The organism is uncultured Algimonas sp. (assembly GCF_947498175.1).
In the GTDB taxonomy this organism is placed as follows: Bacteria; Pseudomonadota; Alphaproteobacteria; order Caulobacterales; family Maricaulaceae; genus Litorimonas.
The window spans coordinates 26,097-48,623 of the sequence record NZ_CANMJB010000002.1; the positions used below are offsets into that span (position 1 = coordinate 26,097).

Consider the following 22,527-nt stretch of genomic DNA (forward strand, 5'->3'; position numbering starts at 1 on the left):
ATCCATCCGGGCGCAAGCTTCGAACGCACCGTGTTCTGGCTCAGCCTGGCTCTATCGGCCGTCTTGCTGCTCGCACTCTGAAAGCCTGCCCTGCCGGTGACAATCCGGTAAGCGGTGCAGCGCGCGGCTTGGCGTGGGCGCGAACCCTGCTAAGCGGGCAGTGCGACTTGAGACGCGCGGGCGGCCGCGTTGCCGGGGGAGGGCCGATCTCGCGTGACCGCGTATTCCGCATATGACCCCGGCTTTCCGAGCCCGTCCGGCCGCGGCGGTTTTTCGCCCTATCACGATGCCGATCCGGTCGCGGACTTCTTCGAGGACGATGCCCAGCGCGGCACGGGAACGGTGCTGGCCGCGCTGCTCGTCCACAGCGCATTGTTCTTCGCCCTGTCGTCCAATTTCGTCGTCCCCGACCTGAAACCCGACGAACCGGAGATCGTCCCGGTGCGGATCGTCTCCTACGAGGCGCCCCAGCCTCAGCCAATCCCGGAAACCGAGCCGGTGCCGGAGACCCAACCGGTCGAAGCGCCGCCGCCGGTCCCGACGCCCGCTCCGTCACCACGCCCGGCCCCGGCTCCCCCACCCGTTCCGGAACCCCAACCCCAACCCGAGCCCCAATCCGACCCAGAGCCCCAACCTCAACCCGAACGTGAATCCGAGCCAGAGCCAGAGCCCGCTCTTGAGCCTACGCCGGTCCCGCCTCCGCCGGAGATCCTGTCGCAGCCCGTCGTCGACCCGGAGCCGGACGTCTTGGCCCTTCCCGACCCTGAGCCGATTCCCGAACCGATACCCGAAACGGTTATCGATCCCGTTCCAGAACCGGCCCCTATCCCCGAACCCGATCCGCAGGCCGTGATCGAAACCGCTCCGCTTCCCGACATCATGCCCGATCCGGTCATCGACCCGGCCCCTATCGTCCCGGAGCCGGCCCCCATCGTCATGCCCGATCCCCTGCCGAAACGTTCCATAGAGACATCGCCTATCCCCGAGCCCGATCCGCGACCCCAAACGGCTATCATGCCAGACCCTGTTCCGGAGCCGGAACCGCTCGTTGCCGAGCCACTTGTCGCCGAGCCGCTTGTTCCGGAGCCGATGGAGCCGGACGTGGTCACCGTCCCGCAAACCATTCTCGCCTCGCCCGAAGCGCCGGAAACGATCACCGAACAGCGCCGTGCCGTCTCCGAGGACGAGGCCGACCCGTTTCTCGACCTGATGCGGCGCGACCGCCCGCTCGGTCCGGCCAACCCGGCACCGGTCCAGCCGGCGCCGCAACGATCTCTCTCCGGCCCGGCGACGGGCGGCGGCAATATCGGCGATCCGCCCGGTGGCGGCACGCAGCGGGCCACGCCTGGAGCCGGTGGCTGGACGCTCGCCCCTGGCAGCTACGGCAACTCGCCGGGCGCCGGCTATGACGGTATCAATCTGGATATGCGCTGCCGAGAAGCGAACAAGACGCATTTGGAATGCCCGGAATATATTCGCACTTTCCAGGGTCGCGACGCGGCCGGGTTCGAAGATTACGACCGCTACCGTCCGCGTGGAACCGACCGGGGCCCGCAGGACGAAACGCGGGCCACGGGCCGGGGCATTGTCAGTCGCCGGGCCGTGGGCGAATTCGGCTCCACGCCGGGTTCGTCCATGAGCAATATCGATGATGGACCGGAAGTGGATTTCAGCCGCGAGTTCCTCGGCAATCCCGTCACGATCCGGGACGACCCGCGCCGCTTGCGCGACCTCTTGACCGAACCGGAAGACGATGAGGACGTCATCGAGATCGAGGAATTCGTTCAACCCGATCCGGAAGACGGGCCCTGACATCCGGTTGTGCCGACCGGCCTGCATCCCTAAACGCCAATTCATGACCGATTTTCCTTCCGGGCACCGGATCGACCCGTGCTGGCTCGACCGCGAGCTCTATCACGCGCACATCGCCGTGCGGCCGCGATTCCAGGATCTGGACCCGCTGAACCACATCAACAATGTCGCTATGGCGGCGATGTTCGAGGATGCGCGCGTGCGCTTCAACCATCCGATGCGCGACCATTTCCAGACGGATACGGTACGCACCATGGTGGCGGGGCAGACGCTGAACTACGTCAAGGAATGCCACATGCGGCCGGACCTCGATTTCCACATCGGCATCGGCCGGATCGGAACGTCGTCCTGGGTGACGCAGGCCTGTGCCTGGCAAGGCGACACGCCGGTCCTGCTGGCTGTGGCAACGCTGGTCGCGACGCGCAGCGGCCGGGCCTGCGCGATTCCGGAAACGCTGCGCGACATGCTGGCCGAGCGACGCATGAAACCGTTATCATGAGGCCGCTCTACGGCGTGTTCGGCGCGGTCGGGACCTGGCCCGATTGGCAGCGCTTCTTCGATTTGTCGCGCGCCGGCGTGGTCCGGTCCTTTCTGGCGTTGCTGGTCTGTTTTCCGGCGCTTTGGCTTGTCATGACCGGTCTGGAGACGCGGCGCGCGGAACTGGCCGGAACAGCGGCGCCGGATTTCCAAGTTGGTCCGTTCATCCTCATCGTCGGCCTCTGGCTGCTCTCCTTTCCGGTCACGTCCGCGCTGGTGGCGATCCTGATGAGCCAAACGGACCGGCTGGCCACCTGGTGGGTCGCGCGGAACTGGGCGCTGGCCTGGCTCTGCATCGCGCTCGGCCTGGTCTTCCTGGCGGTCGTCTTTGCAGGCCTGCCGACGATCATGGGCTACGGCGCGCTGTTGGCCGCCTATCTGGGACTGTTGCCGATCGATATCCGCCTGGCGCAACGGGCCGGAGGATTCCCGCTGACGACGGCGATCCTCGTCGGTTGCGTCGTCGTCTCGACCGGCATGATGGTGCTGCTCAGCGGTCTGTTGCAGGTGATCCAGCCCTAAGCTGCCGGGTAGGCGACGCTGACCAGATAGAGCCCGTCCGGCGGGCTGACGGGACCGCACATCTGCCGGTCGCGCGCCTCCAGCGCCGCTCTCATATCGCGCGCGTTCCACTTGCCCCAGCCGACTTCGACCAGGCTGCCGACCATGGAGCGCACCTGCTTGTGCAGGAAGGACCGTGCGGCGAACTCGCAATGGATTTCCGCCCCGATGCGGGCCACCCGCGCCATATCCAGCGTCTTGACCGGATCCTTGGCCTGACACTGCGTGTCGCGGAAGGTCGTGAAATCGTGCCGCCCGATAAGCGTCTGAGCTGCCGCATGCATGGCGTCCGCGTCCAACCGTACCGGCACGCGCCAGACGCGCCCCCGGTCCAGCGCCAGCCGCGGACGCCGGTCGATGATGCGGTAGAGATAACGCCGTTCCGTGGCGTTGAACCGCGCATGCCAATCGTCGGGCACGACCGCCGCCTCGAGCACGCTGATCGGATGATCGCCCAGATGATGGTTCAGCGCGTCGCGCACCTTGTCGGCACGCAGATCCTTGACCAAATCGACGTGCGCCACCTGGGCGAGCGCATGCACCCCGCTATCCGTCCGCCCGGAGCCATAGACCTCCGAGCCGTCTGGATCGAGACGGCCCAAGGCCTCTTCCACCGCGCCCTGAACGGACGGGCCGTGGTTCTGCCACTGCCAGCCCATATAGGGCCCGCCATCATATTCGAGGGTGAGCTTGTATCGCGGCATCGGTCAGGCGTCCGGGCACGCCAAGGCCCGGCGGCGCAGGGCTAGGTCGTCGAATATTGCTCGACCGCGTCGGCCAGTTCCTGATGCAGGATCCACTCGCCGCTGTCTTCGTCGGTGCGCGCGACGGCGTTGATTTGCGCCTGCGCATCGTCCGCGTCGATATCCAGGGCGAGCTGTTCGGCCAGACGGCGGCCCAGCTTGCTGTAATGGGTCTTGGCGGAGCTGTCGCGTTTCCAGCCGACCAGGTCGGCCAGCGCCTGCGCGCTCATCCGCCGGTCCGGCGCGGCGGCGTGCGCGCTCAACATGGTGTATTCCTTCTTGTTGGGCGGTTGCGTGGTCAGCGCCTCGAGATAGCCTTCGACCGTGCCGATATGGCCGGCGCGGCGCTCGCCCTTCAGCTCGGACAGATGGGTGTCGATCCACGCTTTGGCGCTGTCCAGATCGTCGAACGTGTCCGGGTGGGCGAGGCTGCCGTCCCCGGTCAGCAGGCGGGCCCCCGTCTTGTTGTAGACGATGGAATAGCCGTGATAATCTTCGAATTGTCTGCTCATCGCCTTGTCTTACGACAGCTTTTCGCCTTTGGCCACTCTTGTTCCTTGCAGGAAGGCATCCGCCGGCATTTTCGCCTTGCCCGCCGGTTGCACGGACAGCAGTCTTAGCGCGCCTTTTCCGTCATCGGCCTTGGAGCCGCAGGCGATCAGCAACGCGTCGTCGAGCACTTCGCCGGGCCGCCCTGCGCCCGTTTCGGGTCTGGCCAGATGGACTTTCACGCGCTTGCCGCCGATCTCGCACCAGGCCCCAGGGAAGGGGGCCAGGCCGCGAATGTGGCGGTCCAGTTCCGCTGCCGGCCGGCTCCAGTCGATCCGCGCTTCCGCCTTGTCGATCTTATGCGCATAGGTCGGCTCGCCCGTCTGCGCCGCGGGCCGGGTCGCGCCGCGCTCCACCGCGCCCAGCACGCGCGGCCACATTCCCGCACCGACGCGCGACAGCCGGTCCGACAGGCTGGCCGCCGTGTCGTCCTCGTGGATATCGACCGTTTCGGACAACAGCACGTCGCCCGTATCCAATCCCTTGGCCATCTGCATGATCTGAACGCCGGTCTGCGCGTCGCCCGCCATGATGGCGCGCTGCACCGGTGCCGCTCCGCGCCAGCGCGGCAGCAGCGAAGCATGCAGGTTCAGGCACCCGTCGCGCGGTGCGTCCAGGGCCCGCTGCGGCAGGATCTGCCCATAGGCGACGACGCAGACGACATCCGCCTGCAACGCCTCCAGCCCGTCGATCACCGACGGCTTGCGGAAGCTCTCCGGCGTTTCCACGGGCAGGCCCATAATTTCGGCGAATTGATGAATCGGCGATTTGGTCAGGCTCTGCCCGCGCCCCGCCTTACGCGGCGGCTGCGTATAGACGCGCCGCACCGTATGGCCGTTCGCCACGATTTCGGCGAGGCTCGGCACGGCGAAGTCCGGCGTGCCCATGAAAACGAGGTTGAGCGGCAAGGGTCGGATCCTTTCAAACGGGGATGGGCGGAAATAGGGCAGTGAGGGGATTGTTCAAGTGGAGAGCGGCGGTGCGGACCGGGCAGGGTGCAATAGCGTGCCTCCGCTTGCCTCCCCTTCTCGGTTTCATCGTCTTGAATGGATGCCGATAAAACCTCTTCTCAATCCTCATCCTGAGACGAGCCGGGGCGCAAACTTGGGCGTCTGGCCGCAAGGCATGCTTGCATCCCACATGCATCCTCGGCATGGCGTCCGGCGATGAATCGGGTCTCTTCGACATCCGCGCCGCGGCGCCGTCTTCCGCCCGAAGCGCGGCGGGCGCAATTGCTGGACATGGCGGTGGACGTGTTCGCCGAAATGGGGTTGGAGCGGGCCGGGCATGGAGACATCGCCAAACGGGCCGGGGTGTCGACGCCGACCGTGTTCAACTATTTTCCGACGCGGGACGCGCTGGTCGCTGCGGTGCTGGAACGCATCTCTGGCGTCGTCGAGGAGATGTTCGACCGCATTCCGGCGGACGCCGACGACCGCCGCCATCGCATCCTGCAATTGGCCGCCGCCTTCCAGCGCATGGTCGAGGCGCGTCCGGCCGAAACCAAGACGTTCCTGAAGTGGGGCGTGTCCTTCGATCCGGCGCTGCGGCCCGCCTATCTGGCGTTTCAGGACCGGATGGTGGAGCGCCTGATCGCCGTCCTGCCCGCCAATCCGTCCGACCCGGCCAAGGCGCGCGCCGAAGCGCGCATCCTGCTGGGCACGTCCAGCCTGTTCGCAGCCATGACGTTCGACGACTACCAACCCGCCGAGCTGGTCGATTTCGTCGGCCGCATCGCCGACGTGCTGAGCCCATCCGAATGATCCGACACATTCTTCCGACATCTGCCGCCCTGCTCGCGGCAACGTCCGCTCTGGCGCAGCAAGCGGACGTTCCGGTCTATGAAGACGACGCCGTTATCTTGCCCCTCCAGGTCGGTGCGCAGGGCGAGGACGTCATCACCGTGATGGACCGGATCCGATCGCCCGCAAACGGACCGGAGAGCGTGGACATCGTTCCCGCCGCCGAAACCCACGTGCTGGTCCATCCGTCCGAGGCCCTGAACGTGGTGGCGGGCGTCAATATCCACCGCGGTTCGGGGCAGGAGCATCTGACCGCGATCCGCTCGCCTGTGCTGACGGGCGGGGCGGGGGCAGGCAGCTTCCTGTTCCTGGAGAACGGCGTGCCCCTGCGCGCGGCCGGTTTCGCCAACGTCAACGGCCTGTTCGAAGCAGGCACCGAGTTCGCGCGGCAGGTCGAAGTGCTCAAAGGGCCGGGCCCGGCGGAATACGGCTCCAACGCGGTGCACGGTCTCGTCAATGTCGTGACGCCAGCGCCCGGTTCCGGCAGCATGGCGACCATCATCGGTAGCACGGACGGCTATGGACGGATGACGCTCGGCCATGACGTCACGGACGCTCTTCGCGCTTCGCTGAGCCTGGCGCATGATGACGGGTTTCGCGACGAGAGCGGGTTCGACCAGCAAAAGGCGGAGTTGCGCTACGTGACGCAATTTGGTGCGTGGGACGTGGACGCCATCGCCGCGCTGAACAATCTCAATCAGGAAACCGCCGGGTTCATCCAGGGGCAGGACGCCTACCGCGACGACGATGTGCGGTTCGACAACCCCAATCCGGAAGCCTTCCGCGACGGGCGGAACTACCGCGCGCAGGTCAATCTGTCGCGCGATCTGGAAGGCAAACGCCTGGTCCTGACGCCCTATGCGCGGCGGGCCGAGCTACGCTTCCTGCGCCATTTCGTGCCGGGCCAGGCGCTAGAGAAGAACGGCCATACGTCGGTCGGCTTGCAGACGGCGCTGATCGGCGACGACTGGTCGGTCGGGGTGGACGCGGAATATACGGATGGATTCCTCTATGAATTCCAGGAAAATCCCTCCCGCTTCAGTTTCGTGCAGGGCCTGCATTTCGACTATGAGGTCGGGGCGGTCGTGCTGGCGGCCTATGCGCAGCGGAGCTTCGAGTGGGACCGCCTGCGCCTCGATCTGGGCGCGCGGGGCGAATACACCCATTACGACTATGACACCCAGGCTGCGCCGGGCCGGTCGGGGCGCTTCCTCCGCGCGCCCGACCGGACGGATGACTTCTTCACCCTGACGCCCAAGCTCGGCCTGACCTATGCGGCCGCGCCGGGCGTGACCCTGTTCGGCCGCGCCGCCCGCGGATCGCGCGCGCCGCAGACGACCGACCTCTACGCCGTGGTGCAGAACCAGGAGCCGGGCCAGGCCGACGTGGAGACGCTCGACAGCCTGGAAGGCGGGGTGCGCTTCGCCGCCGGCCCGGCGCGCTTCGCGGTGACGGGCTACACGATGTGGAAGGACAATTTCTTCTTCCGCAACGCCGCCGGGTTCAACGTCACGGACGGAAAGACGCGCCATACCGGTGTGGAATTGTCCTTCACCGCACCCTTGCTGGATTGGCTGAAGGCGTCCGGCGAATGGGCGGTCGCGGACCAGCGCTACGATTTCGCCGACGCCGCCAGCGGCATTCGCGACGGGGCACGCATGGACAGCGCGCCGGTCACGCTGGGAACGATGCGGCTCACCGGCGATTGGGGTCGCCTCGGCGCGGAGGTCGAATGGCGCCATGTCGGGCGCTACCTCACCAACGAGGCCGGGACGCAGTCCTATCCGGGTCACGATATCTTCGTGGCCCGCGCCGGTTACGACCTGTCAGACAGCCTTCGCCTGTTCGGCCGGATCGATAACGTCTTCGATGCGAAATATGCCGACAGGGCGGATTTCGCCTTCGGGAACGAGCGTTATTTTCCAGGGCGGCCGCGCACTCTGTTTGTCGGTTTGACGGCGAACTATTAAAGCCCTACCTGCCGCGTCCTATGCATATTCCCGACGAGAAACTCCGCCAGGTCGTCGACCGGTTCGAACAGATCGAGGCCCGCATGGGTGCGACGACGGACGGGGAAGAGATCGTGCAGCTGGGCAAGGACTATGCCGAGCTGAAACCCGTCGCCGAAGGGGTGCGCCGACTGCAGGAAGCGCGGACCGAGATGGCCGATCTGGAGGAAATGGCGGCCGATCCCGAAATGGCGGCCATGGCCAAGGACGAGCTGCAGGCCTTGAAGGACTCCTTGCCGGAGCTGGAGCGCGAAGTCTCGCTGCTGCTGCTGCCCAAGGACAAGGACGACCAGGCGGCCGTCGTGCTGGAAATCCGGGCCGGGACCGGCGGCGACGAAGCCGCGATCTTCGCCGGCGACCTGTTCGCCATGTATCAGCGCTACGCGTCGCTCAACGGCTGGAAGGTGGAAGTTGAGACGGCGGCCGAGGCCGATATGGGCGGCTTCAAGGAGATCAGCGCGTCCATTTCCGGCACGGGCGTGTATGGCCGCATGAAGTTCGAGTCCGGCGTCCACCGCGTCCAACGCGTGCCGGTCACGGAAACGCAAGGCCGCATCCACACATCCGCGGCGACCGTGGCGGTGCTGCCGGAGGTCGAGGACATCGACATCGACTTCAACATGAACGATGTGCGCGTCGACACGATGCGGGCGTCGGGCGCGGGCGGGCAGCACGTCAACAAGACGGATAGCGCCGTGCGCATGACGCACGAACCGACTGGCGTGGTCGTGCTGTGCGACGCCAAGTCCCAGCATCAGAACCGCGCCAACGCCGAACGGCTGCTGAAGATGAAGCTCTACGACATGGAGAAGGCGCGGCAGGAGTCCGAACGGGCCGAAGAGCGCGCGGGGCAGGTCGGCTCCGGCGACCGCTCCGAACGCATCCGTACCTACAACTATCCCCAAGGCCGCGTCACCGACCACCGCATCAACCTGACGCTCTACAATCTCGACAAGATCGTCGCCGGCGACGCGCTGGACGAAGTGATCGGCGCGCTGGTGGCCGAAGACCAAGCGGCGAAGCTGGCGGAGATGCAGTGAGCGGGAGTGGTTTTTGCTTCATTCTCGCGCCATCCTCACCCCGGACTTGATCCGGGATCCATCTCCCGACCGTCGACCTGGTGCCGACGTTCCGTGATGGACCCCGGATCAGGTCCGGGGTGAGGGAAAGAGCGGGAAAAACTCGTCATTGTGTCAGGATCGCGGCACCCCGAACGTCTTATTCATGGACAGGCCATTCCGGCCCGTCGAAAACGAGACACGGGAGACCGACATGCAATACATGCTCGCCATCTATGAAGACCACGCCGCCTATGCGGACGAACGGGCCATGGCGGACATCATCCGCGCGCATGGCGCCTATAGCGAAATGCTGGCCAAGGCCGGGGTGATAAGGGGCGGGGAAGGGCTGGCCGGGTCGGAGGACGCGAAAACGGTCCGCCGCACGGGCTGCCGCAATGCTATTCACGACGGCCCCTATGCCGAAATGCAGGAACAGCTCGGCGGCTTCTACATCATCGAGGCGGACTCGATGGACGAGGCGCTCGATTGGGCCGCGAAGATGCCCATGGTCGGCGACGGCAGCGTCGAGGTCCGGCCTTGCCTCGATGTCCCGTCCGACTGAGAGATCCGACGGGGCGCCCGCGATCCTGAAGGCGGCCTGGGCGGACCACCGCGTTCCGCTCATGGCGGCCCTGACGGCCAAGCTCGGCGATCTGGAAACCGCCGAAGACGCGCTGGCCGAGGCCGCGTTGCGCGCCCATCGCAGCTGGACGGCGGCGATCCCTTCCAACCCGTGCGGCTGGCTCTACCGCGTCGCGCTGAATGCGGCGCGGGACGGGCAGCGCCGCTCCGCGCGTCATGCGGGCGCGTCCCCAGCCCTGAAACACCATCAAAGGACGACCCAGCTTGACGGTCTCGACGTTTCTCCAGACGCCAGGCTTGCCTTGTTCCGACGCTGCGCCGACCCCAGCCTGTCATCCGAACAGCGGATCGCCCTGATGCTGTTCCATTTGGCCGGACTGGACTGCGCGGCGATCGCCAAGGCGTTCCTGGTCCGGGAGGTCGCCATCCATCAGCGGTTGTCGCGGGCGCGCAAGAAATTGAAGGGCGAGAAGGGGAACGACGGCGGAACGGCAGATCTGTCCGCCGTCCGGTCCGCGCTGGAGGTGATCTACCTGCAGAGCTACCGCAATATCGGCGGCGGCGTGGAAGCCGAAGCGCTGGGCCGCGACGCGCTGCACCTCGCCGGCGCTTTGTGCGAGGCCGGGCCCGACGAGCCGGAGAGCTGGGCGCTGCTGGCGCTGATGCATCTGCTGGAGGCGCGGCGTCCCGCGCGCCTGACGGACGAAGGGGATTTCGTCCCGTTCGACCGGCAGGACGTGGGCGACTGGTCCGCGCCGCATCTGCGCGCCGGGGCGGCCGCGATGCGCCGCGCCGCGTCCCGGGCGGAGCGGGCCGAGCCCTACGGCCTGCGGGCTCAAGTCGAGCTGACGCGCATAATCGCGCGCCAGAAGGGTGAGCCCTGCGACGCGGCGCTGCTGGCGCTGCATGACCGGCTTGTCGCGCTGACGACGTCCCCGTTCGCCGCCGTGGACCGCGCGCTGGTGCTGGCGCGTCTAGACGGGGCGCGGGCCGGATTGGACGCGTTGGACGGGATCGACGCCGACCTGTCCGGCCATGCGGGCTGGCATCTGGCGAAGGCGGAGCTCCACACCCGCCTGGGCGAGGCGCCGCAAGCCCGGCTGCATCTGAAGGCGGCGCTGACGCTGATGGAGGAGGGGGCGGAAAAGGCTTTCGTCGCAACCAAGCTCGATTCGCTTCCGGCTTGACGGGCCCGCCGTCGGCCGTCACTTGAAAGCCATGCTGAAATATATCGCCGCCGCCCTGATGCTGTCCGCCGCCACGCCCGTTTTCGCGCAAGGCTCGCCCGCCTGCGACGCGCAGGAGACCTTCGCGATCATCGTCCATGGCGGCACCTCGTCCGGAGAGGTTCGGCAGGAGCGGCTCGATTTCATCGAAACCATGCTGGCCGAACGCCGCGCGGACCTGGCGGACGGGGCGAGCGCACTGGACATGGTGGAAGCCGCCATCGTCGCGATGGAGGACAGCGGCCTGTTCAATGCGGGCAAGGCGGCGATCACCAACGCGCAAGGCTTCGTGGAAACGGATGCGTCCATCATGGACGGGCGCGACCTGGATGCGGGCGCGGTGGCGTCGCAGCTGCGGATCAGGAACCCGATCCGGGCGGCGCGCCTGGTGATGGAAAACACCCGCCATGTCATGATGGTCGGCGACCGGGGCGAGGCGGCCGTGACGGCGCTGGGCGCGGAAACGGTGGTGCCGGAGGAGTATTTTACCCGCGCCATCGAAAAGGTCAAAGAACCGAAGGAACACGGCACCGTCGGCGCAGCCGTGCTGGACCGCTGCGGCGATCTGGCGGCGGGCACGTCCACGGGCGGCTATGATAGCAAGATCCCGGGCCGGGTCGGCGACAGCCCGATCATCGGGGCGGGCGTCTATGCCGCCAACGGCATCATGGCCGGGTCGGCCACGGGCCACGGCGAGTATTTCATTCGCCACACGGCAATCCGGTCCGCCGCCGCGCGCATGGAGTATGGCGGGCAGTCTCTCACGGAGGCCGTGCGGGCCAGTATCGATACGATGGACGCATCCGGCACCGGTCGCGACGGCCGCGATGGGCGCGGCGGCATCGTCGCCGTCGATGCGGACGGTAACTTCGCGGCCGTGCATTCCACGGTCGGCATGATTCACGGTATGGCCAGCGATGAAATGGCGCCCACGGCCGACATGACGAACGACTATCGCGGCAAGCCGTAGGATCCGTTCGCGGGGGCGGGGCCCGCCATTCGAAAAGGCTGGACGCGTTTGGCGGAGTTGCTAGGGACCGCAGCGTTGTGACGCGTCCCGCTTCGAATATGCTGCGCTGCCTCTTGGCGGCCGCTCTGCTGGTCCAGCTGGCCATGCGCCCGGCGGTCGCGACACCGGATATGTCCGGCTATCTCTGTTCGGAAACGGGACGGGCATCGGCCGAGGCGGTCGCGGCTGTGCGCGACCTGCTGGCCCTTGTCGGTGAAACGGAAAACGACAGCGATCCAGCGCCCCATTGTCCGGATTGCATCGCGCCGAACATCATCGCCGGGGCTCCGCCGCACGGTCTGCTCGTCCCGGCCTCGCGTCCCCGCTCCGACCAGACGTTCCCGGCACAGGCGCATGCTCGCCCTTGTGTTCGCGGACCGCCTTTGGGATCGCGCGCACCCCCTCTTTCGTCCTGAAGACACGCATCCGAATTCCTTCGTCTTTCAGAACGGACACCTCCAATGACACATCCCTTTCGCGCTGCGGCCCTCGCCGCCGGCGCTCTTTTCGCCTTGCCGCCAGCCTTCGTCCAGGCTCACGACACGGACCCGACCGCACCTCACGCGCTGGACCACGCCCCGATCGGGGTGATGGCCGATCACCGACACGGCGCCGGGGAGTTCATGCTCTCCTACCGCTTCATGACCATGGACATGGACGGCAACCGGCAAGGCACGGACCCGATCTCGCCCGAAGCCATCGCCACGACCGTGCCCAACCGTCTGGCGGGCCAGCCGATGCAGCCGCCGACCCTGCGCGTCGTGCCGACGGACATGCGCATGGACATGCATATGGTCGGCGCCATGTACGGCCTGTCCGACCGCATCACGCTGATGGCGATGGGAAGCTATCTCGACAATTCCATGAACCATCTGACGTTTGCCGGTCCCACGGGTCCGACCGTGCGGGGCGGGTTCGAGACCGGATCGCGCGGCTTCGGCGATACGACCCTGTCCGCCATCGTCGGACTGGACGACGGATCGCATAAGAGCCGTCAGGTCAATCTGGTGCTCGGCCTGTCCGTCCCGACCGGGTCGAACACGCAAACGGACCAGGTCCTGGCGCCGACCGGCATGACCCCGACGCTGCGCTTGCCCTATCCGATGCAACTGGGCAGCAGCACGTGGGACGCCAAACCCGCGATCAGCTATCTCGACCGGAACGGCCGCTTCGGCTGGGGCGGGCAGCTTTCGGCGCGCGTGCCGCTCGAGCGGAACGCGAAAGGCTACCGCTTCGGCTCGCGCGGCGAGGCGACGGCTTGGGTCGCTTATGAACCTGCGCCCTGGATATCGGGCTCGCTGCGGATGAAAGGCGCGACGCAAGGTCGGATCAACGGCGAAGATCCCGTGCTGCGCGCGCCGGTCCAGACGACCGATCCCCGCAATCAGGGCGGCGAGACGCTGGATCTGCTGTTCGGCGTCAATCTCGCCGCTCAGACCGGAGCCTTGCGCGGACACCGCCTGGGCGCCGAGCTGGGCCTGCCCCTTCACCGCGACCTGAACGGGGTGCAGCTGGAAACCGACATGACGCTCACGCTGGGCTGGCAATACGCCTTCGGCGGCTAGGCGGAACGTAAGTACGAAGATCCGTCCTGACGGGCGGGTCTTCGCCGGCGTATCGGGTCGTTTGACAGCGTCTTCAGTCCCGGCGTAGCGTGCATTCATGCGCACCGCTCTTGCGATCATCCTCCTGCTCCCATTCGTTCCGCTTTCGGCCGCGGCCGGATCACGCGGACACTGGTCGCCGCCCAAGAGCCAAGCGTCGATGGAGCGATGGGCCGACCGGAAATTGTCGAAAGCCGAAGCCTCCCGCCTCGAGCGGGTCAGGGAAACGCATCCCGATTTCAGTTTCGCGCGATTCGCGGCGGAGGGCGCTCCCGAATTCGGCGCGACGCGATTGATCCATTTCGAGGCCAGAGCGTCGCTTGTCGGCCAAGCCAAGCCAGACGCCGTCCTGTCCCTGCATGACGGCGTGACCGGCGCGTTTCTGAAATCCTGTCGATTGCCGTGCGGGATTCCGACCTTGCCGGACCGGGACTATCTGCTGGGAATCACGGCTCCCGGTTACTATTCGACGACGCGCCGCCTCAAACGCAACCGTAGCGCGGACAAGCCGTTCGTAATCCGGATAGGCAAGGATCTGCACCGCTATGCGCGCGACGTATGGACCTGCTGGTCGGATCACGAGAAGGCCGGTTTCCCGGACACCGAGGCCACGCCTTGCCTGCGCTTGCCGCCGAAAATGCCGAGAGAGGCGAAAGAATCCGGCCATTGCCAGGTGCAATTCGATGTCTCTGCCGCCGGATGGCCAGACAATGTCCGCACCTTGCGCTGCAGCGACCCCGTGTTCGCGAAACCGACCATCCGGTCCGTCGAGCAGTGGTATTACGTTCCCGAAACGCAACGCGGTCAGACGCTCGTCAGACAGGGTGTCACATCGAAAGTCACGTTCCGCCTGACCGATCGTGACGGAAACATCATTCCGGAAAACGGATGGGACAATCCCTAGCGCAGGTCCATATCCACAATGCAGCGCCCCGATGCTTGATCGCGCTCGCAGTTCGCCTATCTTCGGCCCATGTACTGCATCGTCTATCGTTTCAAACTGAGCGACCCGTCGAAAGACACGGAAGCGCGATTCGTCGAGACCTGGTCCGGCATCACCGACTATCTGAAACGCGAATGCGACGCGCTGGGATCGCGCCTGCACCAAGGCTCGGACGGCGTGTTCTTCGCCTATGCGCAATGGCCCTCCATCGAGGTGTTCGAGCGTTCCGCCGCGCACGAACCGAAGCTCGAATTCGTGGAGATGCGCCTGGACTGGGCTGATCTGTGCGAGCCGACGGAGATCGTGTTCGCGGGATCGTTGCTGGCGGACCTGTCCAGCTAGCCTCGGACCCTATCCACGAGTGCGCGCGCGCCGTCCCCGATCTCCGGATGGTCCAGCGCGTGGGCCAGCACGGCCTCGAAATAGCCGAGCTTGGACCCGCAATCGTAATCGTCGCCTCGATAGGCGAAGGCATGGAAAGGCGATCCGGCGTCCATGGCACGGGCCATGGCGTCGGTCAGCTGGATTTCCCCGCCCGCGCCCGTTTCCTGCGTTGCCAGCAGGTCCATGACTTCGGGTTGGAGGATGTAGCGCCCCGTGATCTTGTAGCGTGAGGGGGCGTCTTCCATGGCCGGTTTCTCGACCATGCCGGACATGGCGATCAGGGGTCCGTCCGGAGGGCTTCCAGGATTTCTGGCTGGCGCGATCACGCCGTATTTGCTGACGTCGCGTTCGGGCACTTCGTCCACGGCGATGATATTGCCACCGGTTTGCACGTAGGCGTCCATCATCTGTTTCAGGCAGCCGGGCTCAGACGGACCGAGGGGCTTGACGATCACATCGGGGAGCAGCACCGCGAACGGCTGGCCGCCGACGATGTCGCGGGCGCACCAGACGGCATGACCGAGGCCGCGCGCCGATTGCTGGCGCACGAAGCTCATCGTGCCTTCCTTGGGGCGCAGGCGCTTCAGCTCGGCGGCGATATCCGTCTTGTTCCTGCGCGCCAGCGCCTCCTCCAGTTCGAAGGCTTCGTCGAAATAGTCCTCGATCGCGTTCTTGTTGCGGCCGGTGATGAAGACGATATGCTCGATCCCGGCCTCCAGCGCCTCGTCGACGACATATTGCAAGGCCGGGCGGTCCACGACGGGCAGCATTTCCTTCGGGATGGTCTTGGTGGCGGGCAGGACGCGCGTGCCGAAACCCGCGACCGGCAGGACGGCGGTCTTGATCGGGGCGCTCACTGCGCGGCCTCGGCTTCCGCAGGCGCCGGATACCCGACATTGGTGTAGGAAAAGCCCAGATCGCGCATCCGCTCGCCGCGGTAGATGTTGCGCAGATCGATCAGGTTCGGGGCGTTCATCAGGCGTTTGACGCGGTTCATGTCGAGGGCGCGGAACTCGTTCCATTCCGTGATGATGACGACGGCGTCCGCGCCTTCGATGGCTGCAAAGGCGCTTTCGGCATAGTCGATGTCCGGCATGTGCTTGCGCGCTTCCTCCATGGCCTCCGGATCATAGGCGACGATGTCGGCGCCCTTGTCCACCAGGCGCGGAATGATGGTGAGCGACGGCGCGTCGCGCATATCGTCCGTGTTCGGCTTGAAAGCCAGGCCCAGCACGCAGAGGCGCAGGCCGTGCACGTCCCCGCCCAGCGCGGCGACGATCTTGTTCGCCATGCGCCGCTTGCGCGCTTCGTTGGCGTCGATCACCGATTCCACGATGGACAGCGACACGTTCGCCTCTTCGGCGGTGCGGGCCAGCGCCAGCGTGTCCTTGGGAAAGCACGACCCGCCATAGCCCGGTCCGGCATGGAGGAACTTGGCCCCGATCCGCTTGTCCAGCCCGATGCCCCGGGCCACTTCCTGCACGTTGGCGCCGACCGCCTCGCACAGATCGGCGACCTCGTTGATGAAGGTGATCTTGGTCGCCAGGAACGCATTGGCCGCGTATTTGATGAGCTCCGACGTGCGGCGTTCGGTGAAGACGATCGGCGTCTCGTTGAGAAAAAGCGGGCGGTAGAGTTCGCGCATCACGCTTTCGGCGCGGCTGTGCTTGGTGCCGACGACGACCCGGTCGGGTCGCTTGAAATCGTCGATGGCCGCGCCCTCGCGCAGGAACTCCGGGTTGGACACGACCTCGAACGCGTCGCGCGGGGCATGTTCGGCCATGATGCGTTCGACCTCGTCGCCCGTGCCGACGGGCACGGTGGATTTGGTCACCACGACCGTGAATCCGTCCTTGGGAATCAGGCCCGCAATCTCTTCGGCGGCCGCATAGACATAGGACAGGTCGGCATAGCCATCGCCGCGGCGCGACGGTGTTCCGACCGCGATGAAGACCGCATCGGCGCCGTCCATGGCATCGGCCAGATCCGTGGTGAAGGACAAGCGCCCCGCCGCCATGTTGCGTTCGATCAGCGCGTCCAGCCCGGGCTCGTAGATCGGCACGCCGCCCGCATTCAACGTTTCGATCTTGTCCGGATCCTTGTCCACGCAGACGATCTCGTGACCGAAATCCGCAAAGCAGACCCCGCTCACCAGACCTACATAACCCGTTCCGACCATCGCGACTTTCATGCTCACCTCATAGGGCCGCGACTGCGATGCGTCACGTGTGACAATTGACAAATTTTTTGTGACGGTGTGGGGTCGCGTCCGGATGGAGACCGATCTTTCATTTCCCTTGGTGCTGGCCTGGGCCGTGCCGTTCTTCGCGGCGACGGTGGCGCTGGAATGGGCGATGGTCGCGCAGGGGCGGGCGCGCGGACGCTATGAATGGCGTGACGCGGTCACTTCCATGACGATGGGACTGGGCAATCTGGCCACGGACCTGCTGTTCGGGTTTCTCAGCCTGGCCGCTCTGATGTGGCTCTGGCAGTTCCGTCTGTGGGATCTGGGGGTGAGCCTGCCGATCATCCTGCTGGCGCTGGTGGCGCAGGATTTCGTCTATTACTGGAAACACCGCGCCAGCCACCGCATCCGCTGGTTCTGGAGTGCCCATGTGGTTCATCATTCCAGCGAACACTACAATCTGACGACGGCACTGCGCCAGCCCTGGACCGGTCATTTCACCGGCTTGGTGCTGCTCTCGACCCCGCTGGTCCTGATGGGTTTCCATCCGTTGCTGATCGGTTTCGTCGGATCGCTGAACTTGCTCTACCAGTACTGGATCCACACGGAGGCGATCCGCAAATTGCCGCGCTGGGTGGAAGGGATAATTAACACGCCCTCGCACCACCGCGTTCATCACAGTACCCATCCGACGCATCTAGACATGAACTATGCGGGCATTTTCATTGTCTGGGACCGGCTGTTCGGCACATTCATCGAAGAGCGCGACGACGAAGCCATGACATACGGGCTGGTCGAGAATGTCGGCACATTCAACCCGCTACGGGTCGCTTTCGCCGAATGGATCGCGATTTTCCGCGACGCCGCCGCGCCGGGCCTGACCTGGCGGCAGCGTCTGGCCTATATGGTCGCGCCGCCCGGCTACAGCCATGACGGGTCGCGCCAAGGCAGTGACGCGATTCTCGCCGCTTGGCGGGCCAGGCCGGAATCATCGACCGACATGTCCGCACCAGGCCCTGCACCTTCATCTGCGCCTGCCGAGGGGTGAAAACCGCGTCGCTTCCTTCCAAAGCTGCAAGCCTGTCGCAACTGGCTGCGGCCAAAGTGCGCCGCGTCACAAATTGCGGCGGAATGACGCCATTCCCGACTGGTCATCGTCATTATATGACGTTAGAGACGCGGCGCACGCAGGAGCCGCCGGACGGTTCCATCGGGCGCGTGCCGCACAATGTGCGCCAAGGGATTGCATAGAGGTTTTACCGATGGCCGAGATTGGCTTGATCCATCACGACGACATCGTCGAAGACGACGGAAAACGCGATTTCATCTTCCTGCTGGCCGGTGCCGCCGGCGCGGTCGGCGCCGCGTCGATCGTCTGGCCGCTGGTCGCGCAGATGGGCAAAGCGGCCGATACGCTGGCTTTGGGCTCTATCGAGATCGACATCGGTCAGATCGCCGAAGGCGAACAACTCAAAGTGCTGTGGCGCGGTGCGCCGGTCTTTGTGCGCCACCGCACGGCCGCCGAGATCGCCGAAGCCGAAAGCGTGAACCTGGCAGACCTGCCCGACCCGGCGACCGACGCCGACCGGCTGGTTCCGGGACCCGACGGCGCGCTGAAACCCGAATATCTCGTCCAGGTCGGCGTCTGCACCCATTTCGGTTGCGTCCCCGTGGGAGAAGCGGGCGACTATGACGGCTGGTATTGCCCGTGCCACGGCAGCCATTACGACACGTCCGGACGCATCCGCAAAGGCCCCGCACCGCGGAACCTCGACGTGCCCCCTTACGAATATCTCTCCGACACCGTCATCAAGGTCGGATAAAGAGGCAAGCAGAAGAGACGACGATCATGGCCGGACCGAGTACATACGAACCCAAGGGCGCGGTGATGCGCTGGATGGATACGCGCCTGCCCATCGTGCGCATGGGCGCGGACTTCATGACGTTCCCGACGCCGCGCAACCTGAACTATTGGTGGACCTTCGGCGGCATCCTGCTGCTCTGCCTGATGATCCAGATCGTCACCGGCGTCATTCTCGGCATGCATTATGTCGCCCATATCGACCACGCTTTCGACTCGGTCCAGCGCATCCGCCGCGACGTGCCTTATGGCTGGTTGATGCAATCGGCCCATGCGGTCGGGGCGTCCATGTTCTTCTTGGCCGTCTACATGCACATGTTCCGCGCGCTCTATTACGGGTCCTACAAGGCGCCGCGCGAAGTGCTGTGGATCATCGGCTGTCTAATCTACCTCGTCATGATGGCGACGGCTTTCCTGGGCTATACGCTGCCTTGGGGCCAGATGTCCTTCTGGGGCGCGACCGTGATCACCGGCTTCTTCGGCGCCGTTCCGGTCGTGGGCGAGGGCCTGCAGCAATGGCTGCTGGGCGGCTACGCCGTCGACAACGCGACGCTGAACCGCTTCTACAGCCTGCACTATCTGTTGCCCTTCATCATTGCGGCCCTGTCGGGCCTGCATGTCTGGGCGCTGCACGTGACGGGGTCCTCCAACCCGATCGGCGTGTCGTCCAAGGTCAAGACGGATACGCTGCCCTTCCACCCCTATTTCACGGTCAAGGACATGTTCGCGGTGACGGTCTTTTTGATCATCTTCGCCTTCTTCCTGTTCTATCTGCCCGACGCGCTCGGACATGCGGACAACTACATCAAGGCGGATCCGCTGAAGACGCCGCCGCACATCGTGCCGGAATGGTACTTCCTGCCGTTCTACGCGATCCTGCGCGCCGTGCCGGACAAGCTGGCCGGAATCCTGCTGATGCTGGGCGCGATCGCCGTGCTATTCGTGCTGCCCTGGCTGGATACGTCGCGCGTGCGCTCCATGCGGTTCCGCCCCATCGCCCGCTGGTTCTTCTTCTTCTTCGTGATCTTCTGCTTCATCCTCGGCTGGTGCGGCGCGGGCGTGCCGGACGATTATGCGATCAAGATCGGGGACGGCGGGATCACCTTCTACCGTCTCGGTCAGATCAGCACGCTCTACTATTTCGCCTATTTCATCGTGATCCTGCCCATTCTCGGGCTGATCGAGGATCCGGTGGAGCGACCGGCCTCCATCACCCAGGCCATCCTGGATTACGGCGACAAACCCGAACCCGAAAAGGTGCTGGTGCCCGCCGAATAGGCGTGCCGGCCCTGACGACCCCGGACTTCAAGAGCGAGCGGTAAAGACGACCATGGCATTCAAGACCGTCAGAAACTTCCTCATCGCGGGCGGCGTCGCCGCCGCGTCGCTGACCGGTATCGCGATCGCTGCCGGCGGCAGCGGCCCGGCCGACGGCTATGAGATGATCCACAAGCACTGGCATTGGCAGGGCATGACCGGAACCTATGACAAGGAAGCCATGCAACGCGGCTTCAACGTCTATGCCAATGTCTGCCGGTCCTGCCACAATCTGGACCATCTGGCCTTCCGCCATCTGGGCGACGAAGGCGGGCCGTTCTATGACGAACGCTTCCCCAATCCGAACGACAATCCGCTCGTCAAGAACATCGCCGCGGAATACGAGATCACGGATCTGAACCCGGAAGACGGCTCCGAAATCACGCGCCCCGGCATTCCGGCCGACTATTTCCCGCCCATCTACCGCAACGACTCCGAAGCGCGCTTCGTCAATAACGGTGCTTTGCCGCCGGATCTGTCCGTCATGGTCAAGGCGCGCAACAACGGCGCCGATTACATGTACAACCTGCTGCTCGCCTACGAGCATCCGCAACCCGATACCGTCTCGCTGAGCCCCGGCCAGTACTACAACCCGGTCATGGAAGGCTCCAAGATCGCCATGCCGCCGCAGTTGCAGCCGCAGGAAGGCGTATTCGAATATCAAAGCGACACGGAAGGCCAGAACCCGCCCGAAGCCACCGTCGAACAGATGGCGGCGGACCTGACGGAATTTCTGGCCTGGTCGGCCGACCCGAAGCTGGCCGAGCGCAAGTCCGCCGGTCTGATGTCCATGGTCTATCTGCTGATCCTCGCCGTTCTGCTGTGGCTGGCTTACAAGCGCATCTGGCGCCGCCTGAAGCAACCCGTCGGCGGCTAGGCCGGATCGCCGGACCCGTTTTCGAGACCCGCCCTTGTTCGGCGGGTCTTTTTTTTGCGGTCTTCATCGCGGGGAAAGCCCTGTCATTGTCGGCCTGCAGACCCTATCGTTTCCCATGGGCTCGACGCGACTCATCGGCATTCTGGCGACCCTTGTCGCGATCCTGATCGCCGCCGTGGCAGGTACGGCGCTCTATACCTCCGTGCGCTTCGCGGATGCCGAACGGGAAGCTCGGACCGCGATCGCCGAGGCAACCGCCTATTCGCGCGTCCTCGACCGGTTGAAGGATGCCGTGCTGGATGCCGAAACCGGCCAACGCGGCTACCTCCTGACCGGGGAGCGCGATTATCTCATCCCCTATGTCGAAGCGCGCGCACTGATGGGCGATTCCATCGACGATGGATGGGTTCTGCAAGCTCTGCGCGGCGGCGAGGACGAGGAACTGCGCCGGCTGATCGACTTCAAGATGACCGAGTTGGACGAGGTTCTACGCCTGTTCGACAGCGGCAATCCGAATGCGGCGCTCAGCATGGTGCAAACTGATCGCGGCCGCGAACTGATGCGCGATATCCGCATCGCCATCCGCATCCGCCAGTCCGAGGCCCAGGCCTTGGCAGACACGGCCGCGGCGCGGTCGCAGAACTATAGCGACCGGTCCGGCGTGGTGTCCACGCTGTTGGCCGCTCTGCTTGGATTGGCCACGCTCATGGGGGCCGTGACGCTCTATCTCTGGAGCCGGACGGACCGCGCCGTGGCGGAAGCGGAGGAAGCGACCGATACGGCCGAGCGGATCGAGATCGTCGCGCGCGAGCTCAACCACCGCATGAAGAACCTGTTCGCCGTCGCCCAGGGCATGTTGCGCCAGAGCGCGCGCGGCCGCGGGGAGGGGATCGAACGGTTCGCCGACGAGGCGTCCGCCCGGATCACCGCCATGTCCCACGCCTACTCCGCGACGCGCGATCTGGGCGATCAGCGTACCTTGTCGTCGGACGAATTGTTCGACCGGGTCGTGCGCGTGCAACTCTTGGACGGACACCGGTTGAGGACGTCGGGCGCGTCGCGCGACCTGCCGGAAGAGGCGATTACCCCGCTCGCCCTGATCCTGCACGAATGGACGACGAACGCCCTGAAATACGGGGCCTGGAAAGAGGATGCGACGCCGACCCCGGAGGCCCAGGTCACCGTCACGCTCGGTGAGACGCCGGACGGCGATCTGGAATTGCTCTGGGACGAGCGTAGCGAACGCCGCGGCCTGCCCGTTCCCGAAGGTCGCGGATACGGCTCCAAACTCATCAAGGCCTGCGCGGCGCAACTCGGCGGATCCGTCGATTACGATTGGCACGATGAAGGCGTGCGTATCCGCCTAACGGCCGATGCTGCGCGGCTGGCGGTCGTTCCACAAGCCGAACACGCCGACTGAAAGACACGGTCACCGATCTTGTGGGGCCTGTGGCGAGCCCGGCGT

At 65.5% G+C, this 22,527-nt stretch carries 23 protein-coding genes; 18 read left to right on the forward strand and 5 right to left on the reverse strand.

Annotated elements, in window-relative coordinates:
- Nucleotides 1-213: 213 nt before the first annotated feature.
- Genes Q0718_RS02645 through Q0718_RS02655 form a run of 3 tightly spaced genes read left to right on the forward strand, consistent with a single transcriptional unit; the run spans nt 214 to nt 2,871 of the window.
- Nucleotides 214-1,812 (forward strand): hypothetical protein, encoded by a 1,599-nt coding sequence (locus tag Q0718_RS02645; RefSeq protein WP_298913044.1) that lies wholly within the window; start codon nt 214-216, stop codon nt 1,810-1,812.
- 43 nt (nt 1,813-1,855) lie between these two features.
- Nucleotides 1,856-2,311, forward strand: a complete 456-nt coding sequence (locus Q0718_RS02650; RefSeq protein WP_298913047.1) for a thioesterase family protein — start codon at nt 1,856-1,858, stop codon at nt 2,309-2,311.
- Nucleotides 2,308-2,871: a hypothetical protein gene (locus tag Q0718_RS02655; RefSeq protein ID WP_298913050.1), complete on the forward strand. Its 564-nt coding sequence runs from the start codon at nt 2,308-2,310 to the stop codon at nt 2,869-2,871. Before Q0718_RS02650 ends, Q0718_RS02655 begins: the two co-directional genes overlap by 4 nt.
- Here Q0718_RS02655 and truA read toward each other — a convergent pair.
- Genes truA through fmt form a run of 3 tightly spaced genes read right to left on the reverse strand, consistent with a single transcriptional unit; the run spans nt 2,868 to nt 5,110 of the window.
- Nucleotides 2,868-3,614, reverse strand: coding sequence for a tRNA pseudouridine(38-40) synthase TruA (truA, locus tag Q0718_RS02660; protein WP_298913053.1), 747 nt, complete (start codon nt 3,612-3,614; stop codon nt 2,868-2,870). The two genes, Q0718_RS02655 and truA, sit on opposite strands and share 4 nt — an antisense overlap.
- Nucleotides 3,615-3,655: 41 nt before the next feature.
- The gene (locus tag Q0718_RS02665) at nt 3,656-4,165 is read right to left on the reverse strand and encodes a hypothetical protein (protein ID WP_298913055.1); all 510 of its coding nucleotides are present in this window, start codon (nt 4,163-4,165) and stop codon (nt 3,656-3,658) included.
- A 9-nt stretch (nt 4,166-4,174) separates the two neighbouring features.
- Nucleotides 4,175-5,110 (reverse strand): methionyl-tRNA formyltransferase, encoded by a 936-nt coding sequence (gene fmt / locus Q0718_RS02670; RefSeq protein ID WP_298913058.1) that lies wholly within the window; start codon nt 5,108-5,110, stop codon nt 4,175-4,177.
- Nucleotides 5,111-5,368: 258 nt separating this feature from the next.
- Between fmt and Q0718_RS02675 the strand changes: the two genes are divergently transcribed.
- From Q0718_RS02675 to Q0718_RS02720, 10 genes are all read left to right on the forward strand, one after another.
- Nucleotides 5,369-5,965 (forward strand): TetR/AcrR family transcriptional regulator, encoded by a 597-nt coding sequence (locus Q0718_RS02675; RefSeq protein WP_298913061.1) that lies wholly within the window; start codon nt 5,369-5,371, stop codon nt 5,963-5,965.
- Nucleotides 5,962-7,974: a TonB-dependent receptor gene (locus Q0718_RS02680; RefSeq protein ID WP_298913064.1), complete on the forward strand. Its 2,013-nt coding sequence runs from the start codon at nt 5,962-5,964 to the stop codon at nt 7,972-7,974. Before Q0718_RS02675 ends, Q0718_RS02680 begins: the two co-directional genes overlap by 4 nt.
- Nucleotides 7,975-7,994: 20 nt before the next feature.
- Entirely contained in the window at nt 7,995-9,053 is a 1,059-nt protein-coding gene (gene prfA / locus Q0718_RS02685) for a peptide chain release factor 1 (protein WP_298913068.1), read from the forward strand.
- A 184-nt stretch (nt 9,054-9,237) separates the two neighbouring features.
- Nucleotides 9,238-9,636, forward strand: coding sequence for a YciI family protein (locus tag Q0718_RS02690; protein WP_298913071.1), 399 nt, complete (start codon nt 9,238-9,240; stop codon nt 9,634-9,636).
- Nucleotides 9,620-10,843, forward strand: coding sequence for a DUF6596 domain-containing protein (locus tag Q0718_RS02695; protein ID WP_298913074.1), 1,224 nt, complete (start codon nt 9,620-9,622; stop codon nt 10,841-10,843). The genes Q0718_RS02690 and Q0718_RS02695 overlap by 17 nt, the downstream gene beginning before the upstream one ends.
- 31 nt (nt 10,844-10,874) lie before the next feature.
- Nucleotides 10,875-11,852: an isoaspartyl peptidase/L-asparaginase gene (locus tag Q0718_RS02700; protein WP_298913077.1), complete on the forward strand. Its 978-nt coding sequence runs from the start codon at nt 10,875-10,877 to the stop codon at nt 11,850-11,852.
- 77 nt (nt 11,853-11,929) lie between these two features.
- On the forward strand, nt 11,930-12,307 hold the full coding sequence (locus Q0718_RS02705; protein WP_298913079.1) for a hypothetical protein: 378 nt from the start codon (nt 11,930-11,932) through the stop codon (nt 12,305-12,307).
- Nucleotides 12,308-12,352: 45 nt separating this feature from the next.
- On the forward strand, nt 12,353-13,456 hold the full coding sequence (locus tag Q0718_RS02710) for a hypothetical protein (RefSeq protein ID WP_298913082.1): 1,104 nt from the start codon (nt 12,353-12,355) through the stop codon (nt 13,454-13,456).
- Nucleotides 13,457-13,553: 97 nt separating this feature from the next.
- Complete coding sequence (locus tag Q0718_RS02715) at nt 13,554-14,399, forward strand: energy transducer TonB (protein WP_298913084.1); 846 nt, start codon at nt 13,554-13,556, stop codon at nt 14,397-14,399.
- A 69-nt stretch (nt 14,400-14,468) separates the two neighbouring features.
- A complete protein-coding gene (locus Q0718_RS02720; RefSeq protein ID WP_298913087.1) occupies nt 14,469-14,780 on the forward strand; it encodes a hypothetical protein in 312 nt (103 codons plus the stop codon).
- On the opposite strand, the gene Q0718_RS02725 is transcribed toward Q0718_RS02720, so the two are convergent.
- Together Q0718_RS02725 and Q0718_RS02730 are read right to left on the reverse strand one after the other, a co-directional pair.
- Nucleotides 14,777-15,679 (reverse strand): UTP--glucose-1-phosphate uridylyltransferase, encoded by a 903-nt coding sequence (locus tag Q0718_RS02725; protein WP_298913090.1) that lies wholly within the window; start codon nt 15,677-15,679, stop codon nt 14,777-14,779. The two genes, Q0718_RS02720 and Q0718_RS02725, sit on opposite strands and share 4 nt — an antisense overlap.
- The gene (locus Q0718_RS02730) at nt 15,676-17,013 is read right to left on the reverse strand and encodes a UDP-glucose/GDP-mannose dehydrogenase family protein (protein WP_298913093.1); all 1,338 of its coding nucleotides are present in this window, start codon (nt 17,011-17,013) and stop codon (nt 15,676-15,678) included. Before Q0718_RS02730 ends, Q0718_RS02725 begins: the two co-directional genes overlap by 4 nt.
- An 82-nt stretch (nt 17,014-17,095) precedes the next feature.
- Between Q0718_RS02730 and Q0718_RS02735 the strand changes: the two genes are divergently transcribed.
- From Q0718_RS02735 to Q0718_RS02755, 5 genes are all read left to right on the forward strand, one after another.
- Complete coding sequence (locus Q0718_RS02735; RefSeq protein WP_298913096.1) at nt 17,096-18,055, forward strand: sterol desaturase family protein; 960 nt, start codon at nt 17,096-17,098, stop codon at nt 18,053-18,055.
- Between the two features lie 214 nt (nt 18,056-18,269).
- Nucleotides 18,270-18,830 carry a ubiquinol-cytochrome c reductase iron-sulfur subunit gene (petA, locus tag Q0718_RS02740; RefSeq protein ID WP_298913098.1) on the forward strand — a complete coding sequence of 187 codons (561 nt, stop codon included), beginning with the start codon at nt 18,270-18,272 and terminating at the stop codon, nt 18,828-18,830.
- 26 nt (nt 18,831-18,856) lie between these two features.
- Complete coding sequence (locus tag Q0718_RS02745) at nt 18,857-20,146, forward strand: cytochrome b N-terminal domain-containing protein (protein WP_298913101.1); 1,290 nt, start codon at nt 18,857-18,859, stop codon at nt 20,144-20,146.
- Nucleotides 20,147-20,198: 52 nt separating this feature from the next.
- The gene (locus Q0718_RS02750; RefSeq protein WP_298913104.1) at nt 20,199-21,062 is read left to right on the forward strand and encodes a cytochrome c1; all 864 of its coding nucleotides are present in this window, start codon (nt 20,199-20,201) and stop codon (nt 21,060-21,062) included.
- A 115-nt stretch (nt 21,063-21,177) separates the two neighbouring features.
- On the forward strand, nt 21,178-22,482 hold the full coding sequence (locus Q0718_RS02755; protein ID WP_298913107.1) for a CHASE3 domain-containing protein: 1,305 nt from the start codon (nt 21,178-21,180) through the stop codon (nt 22,480-22,482).
- Nucleotides 22,483-22,527: the final 45 nt, after the last annotated feature.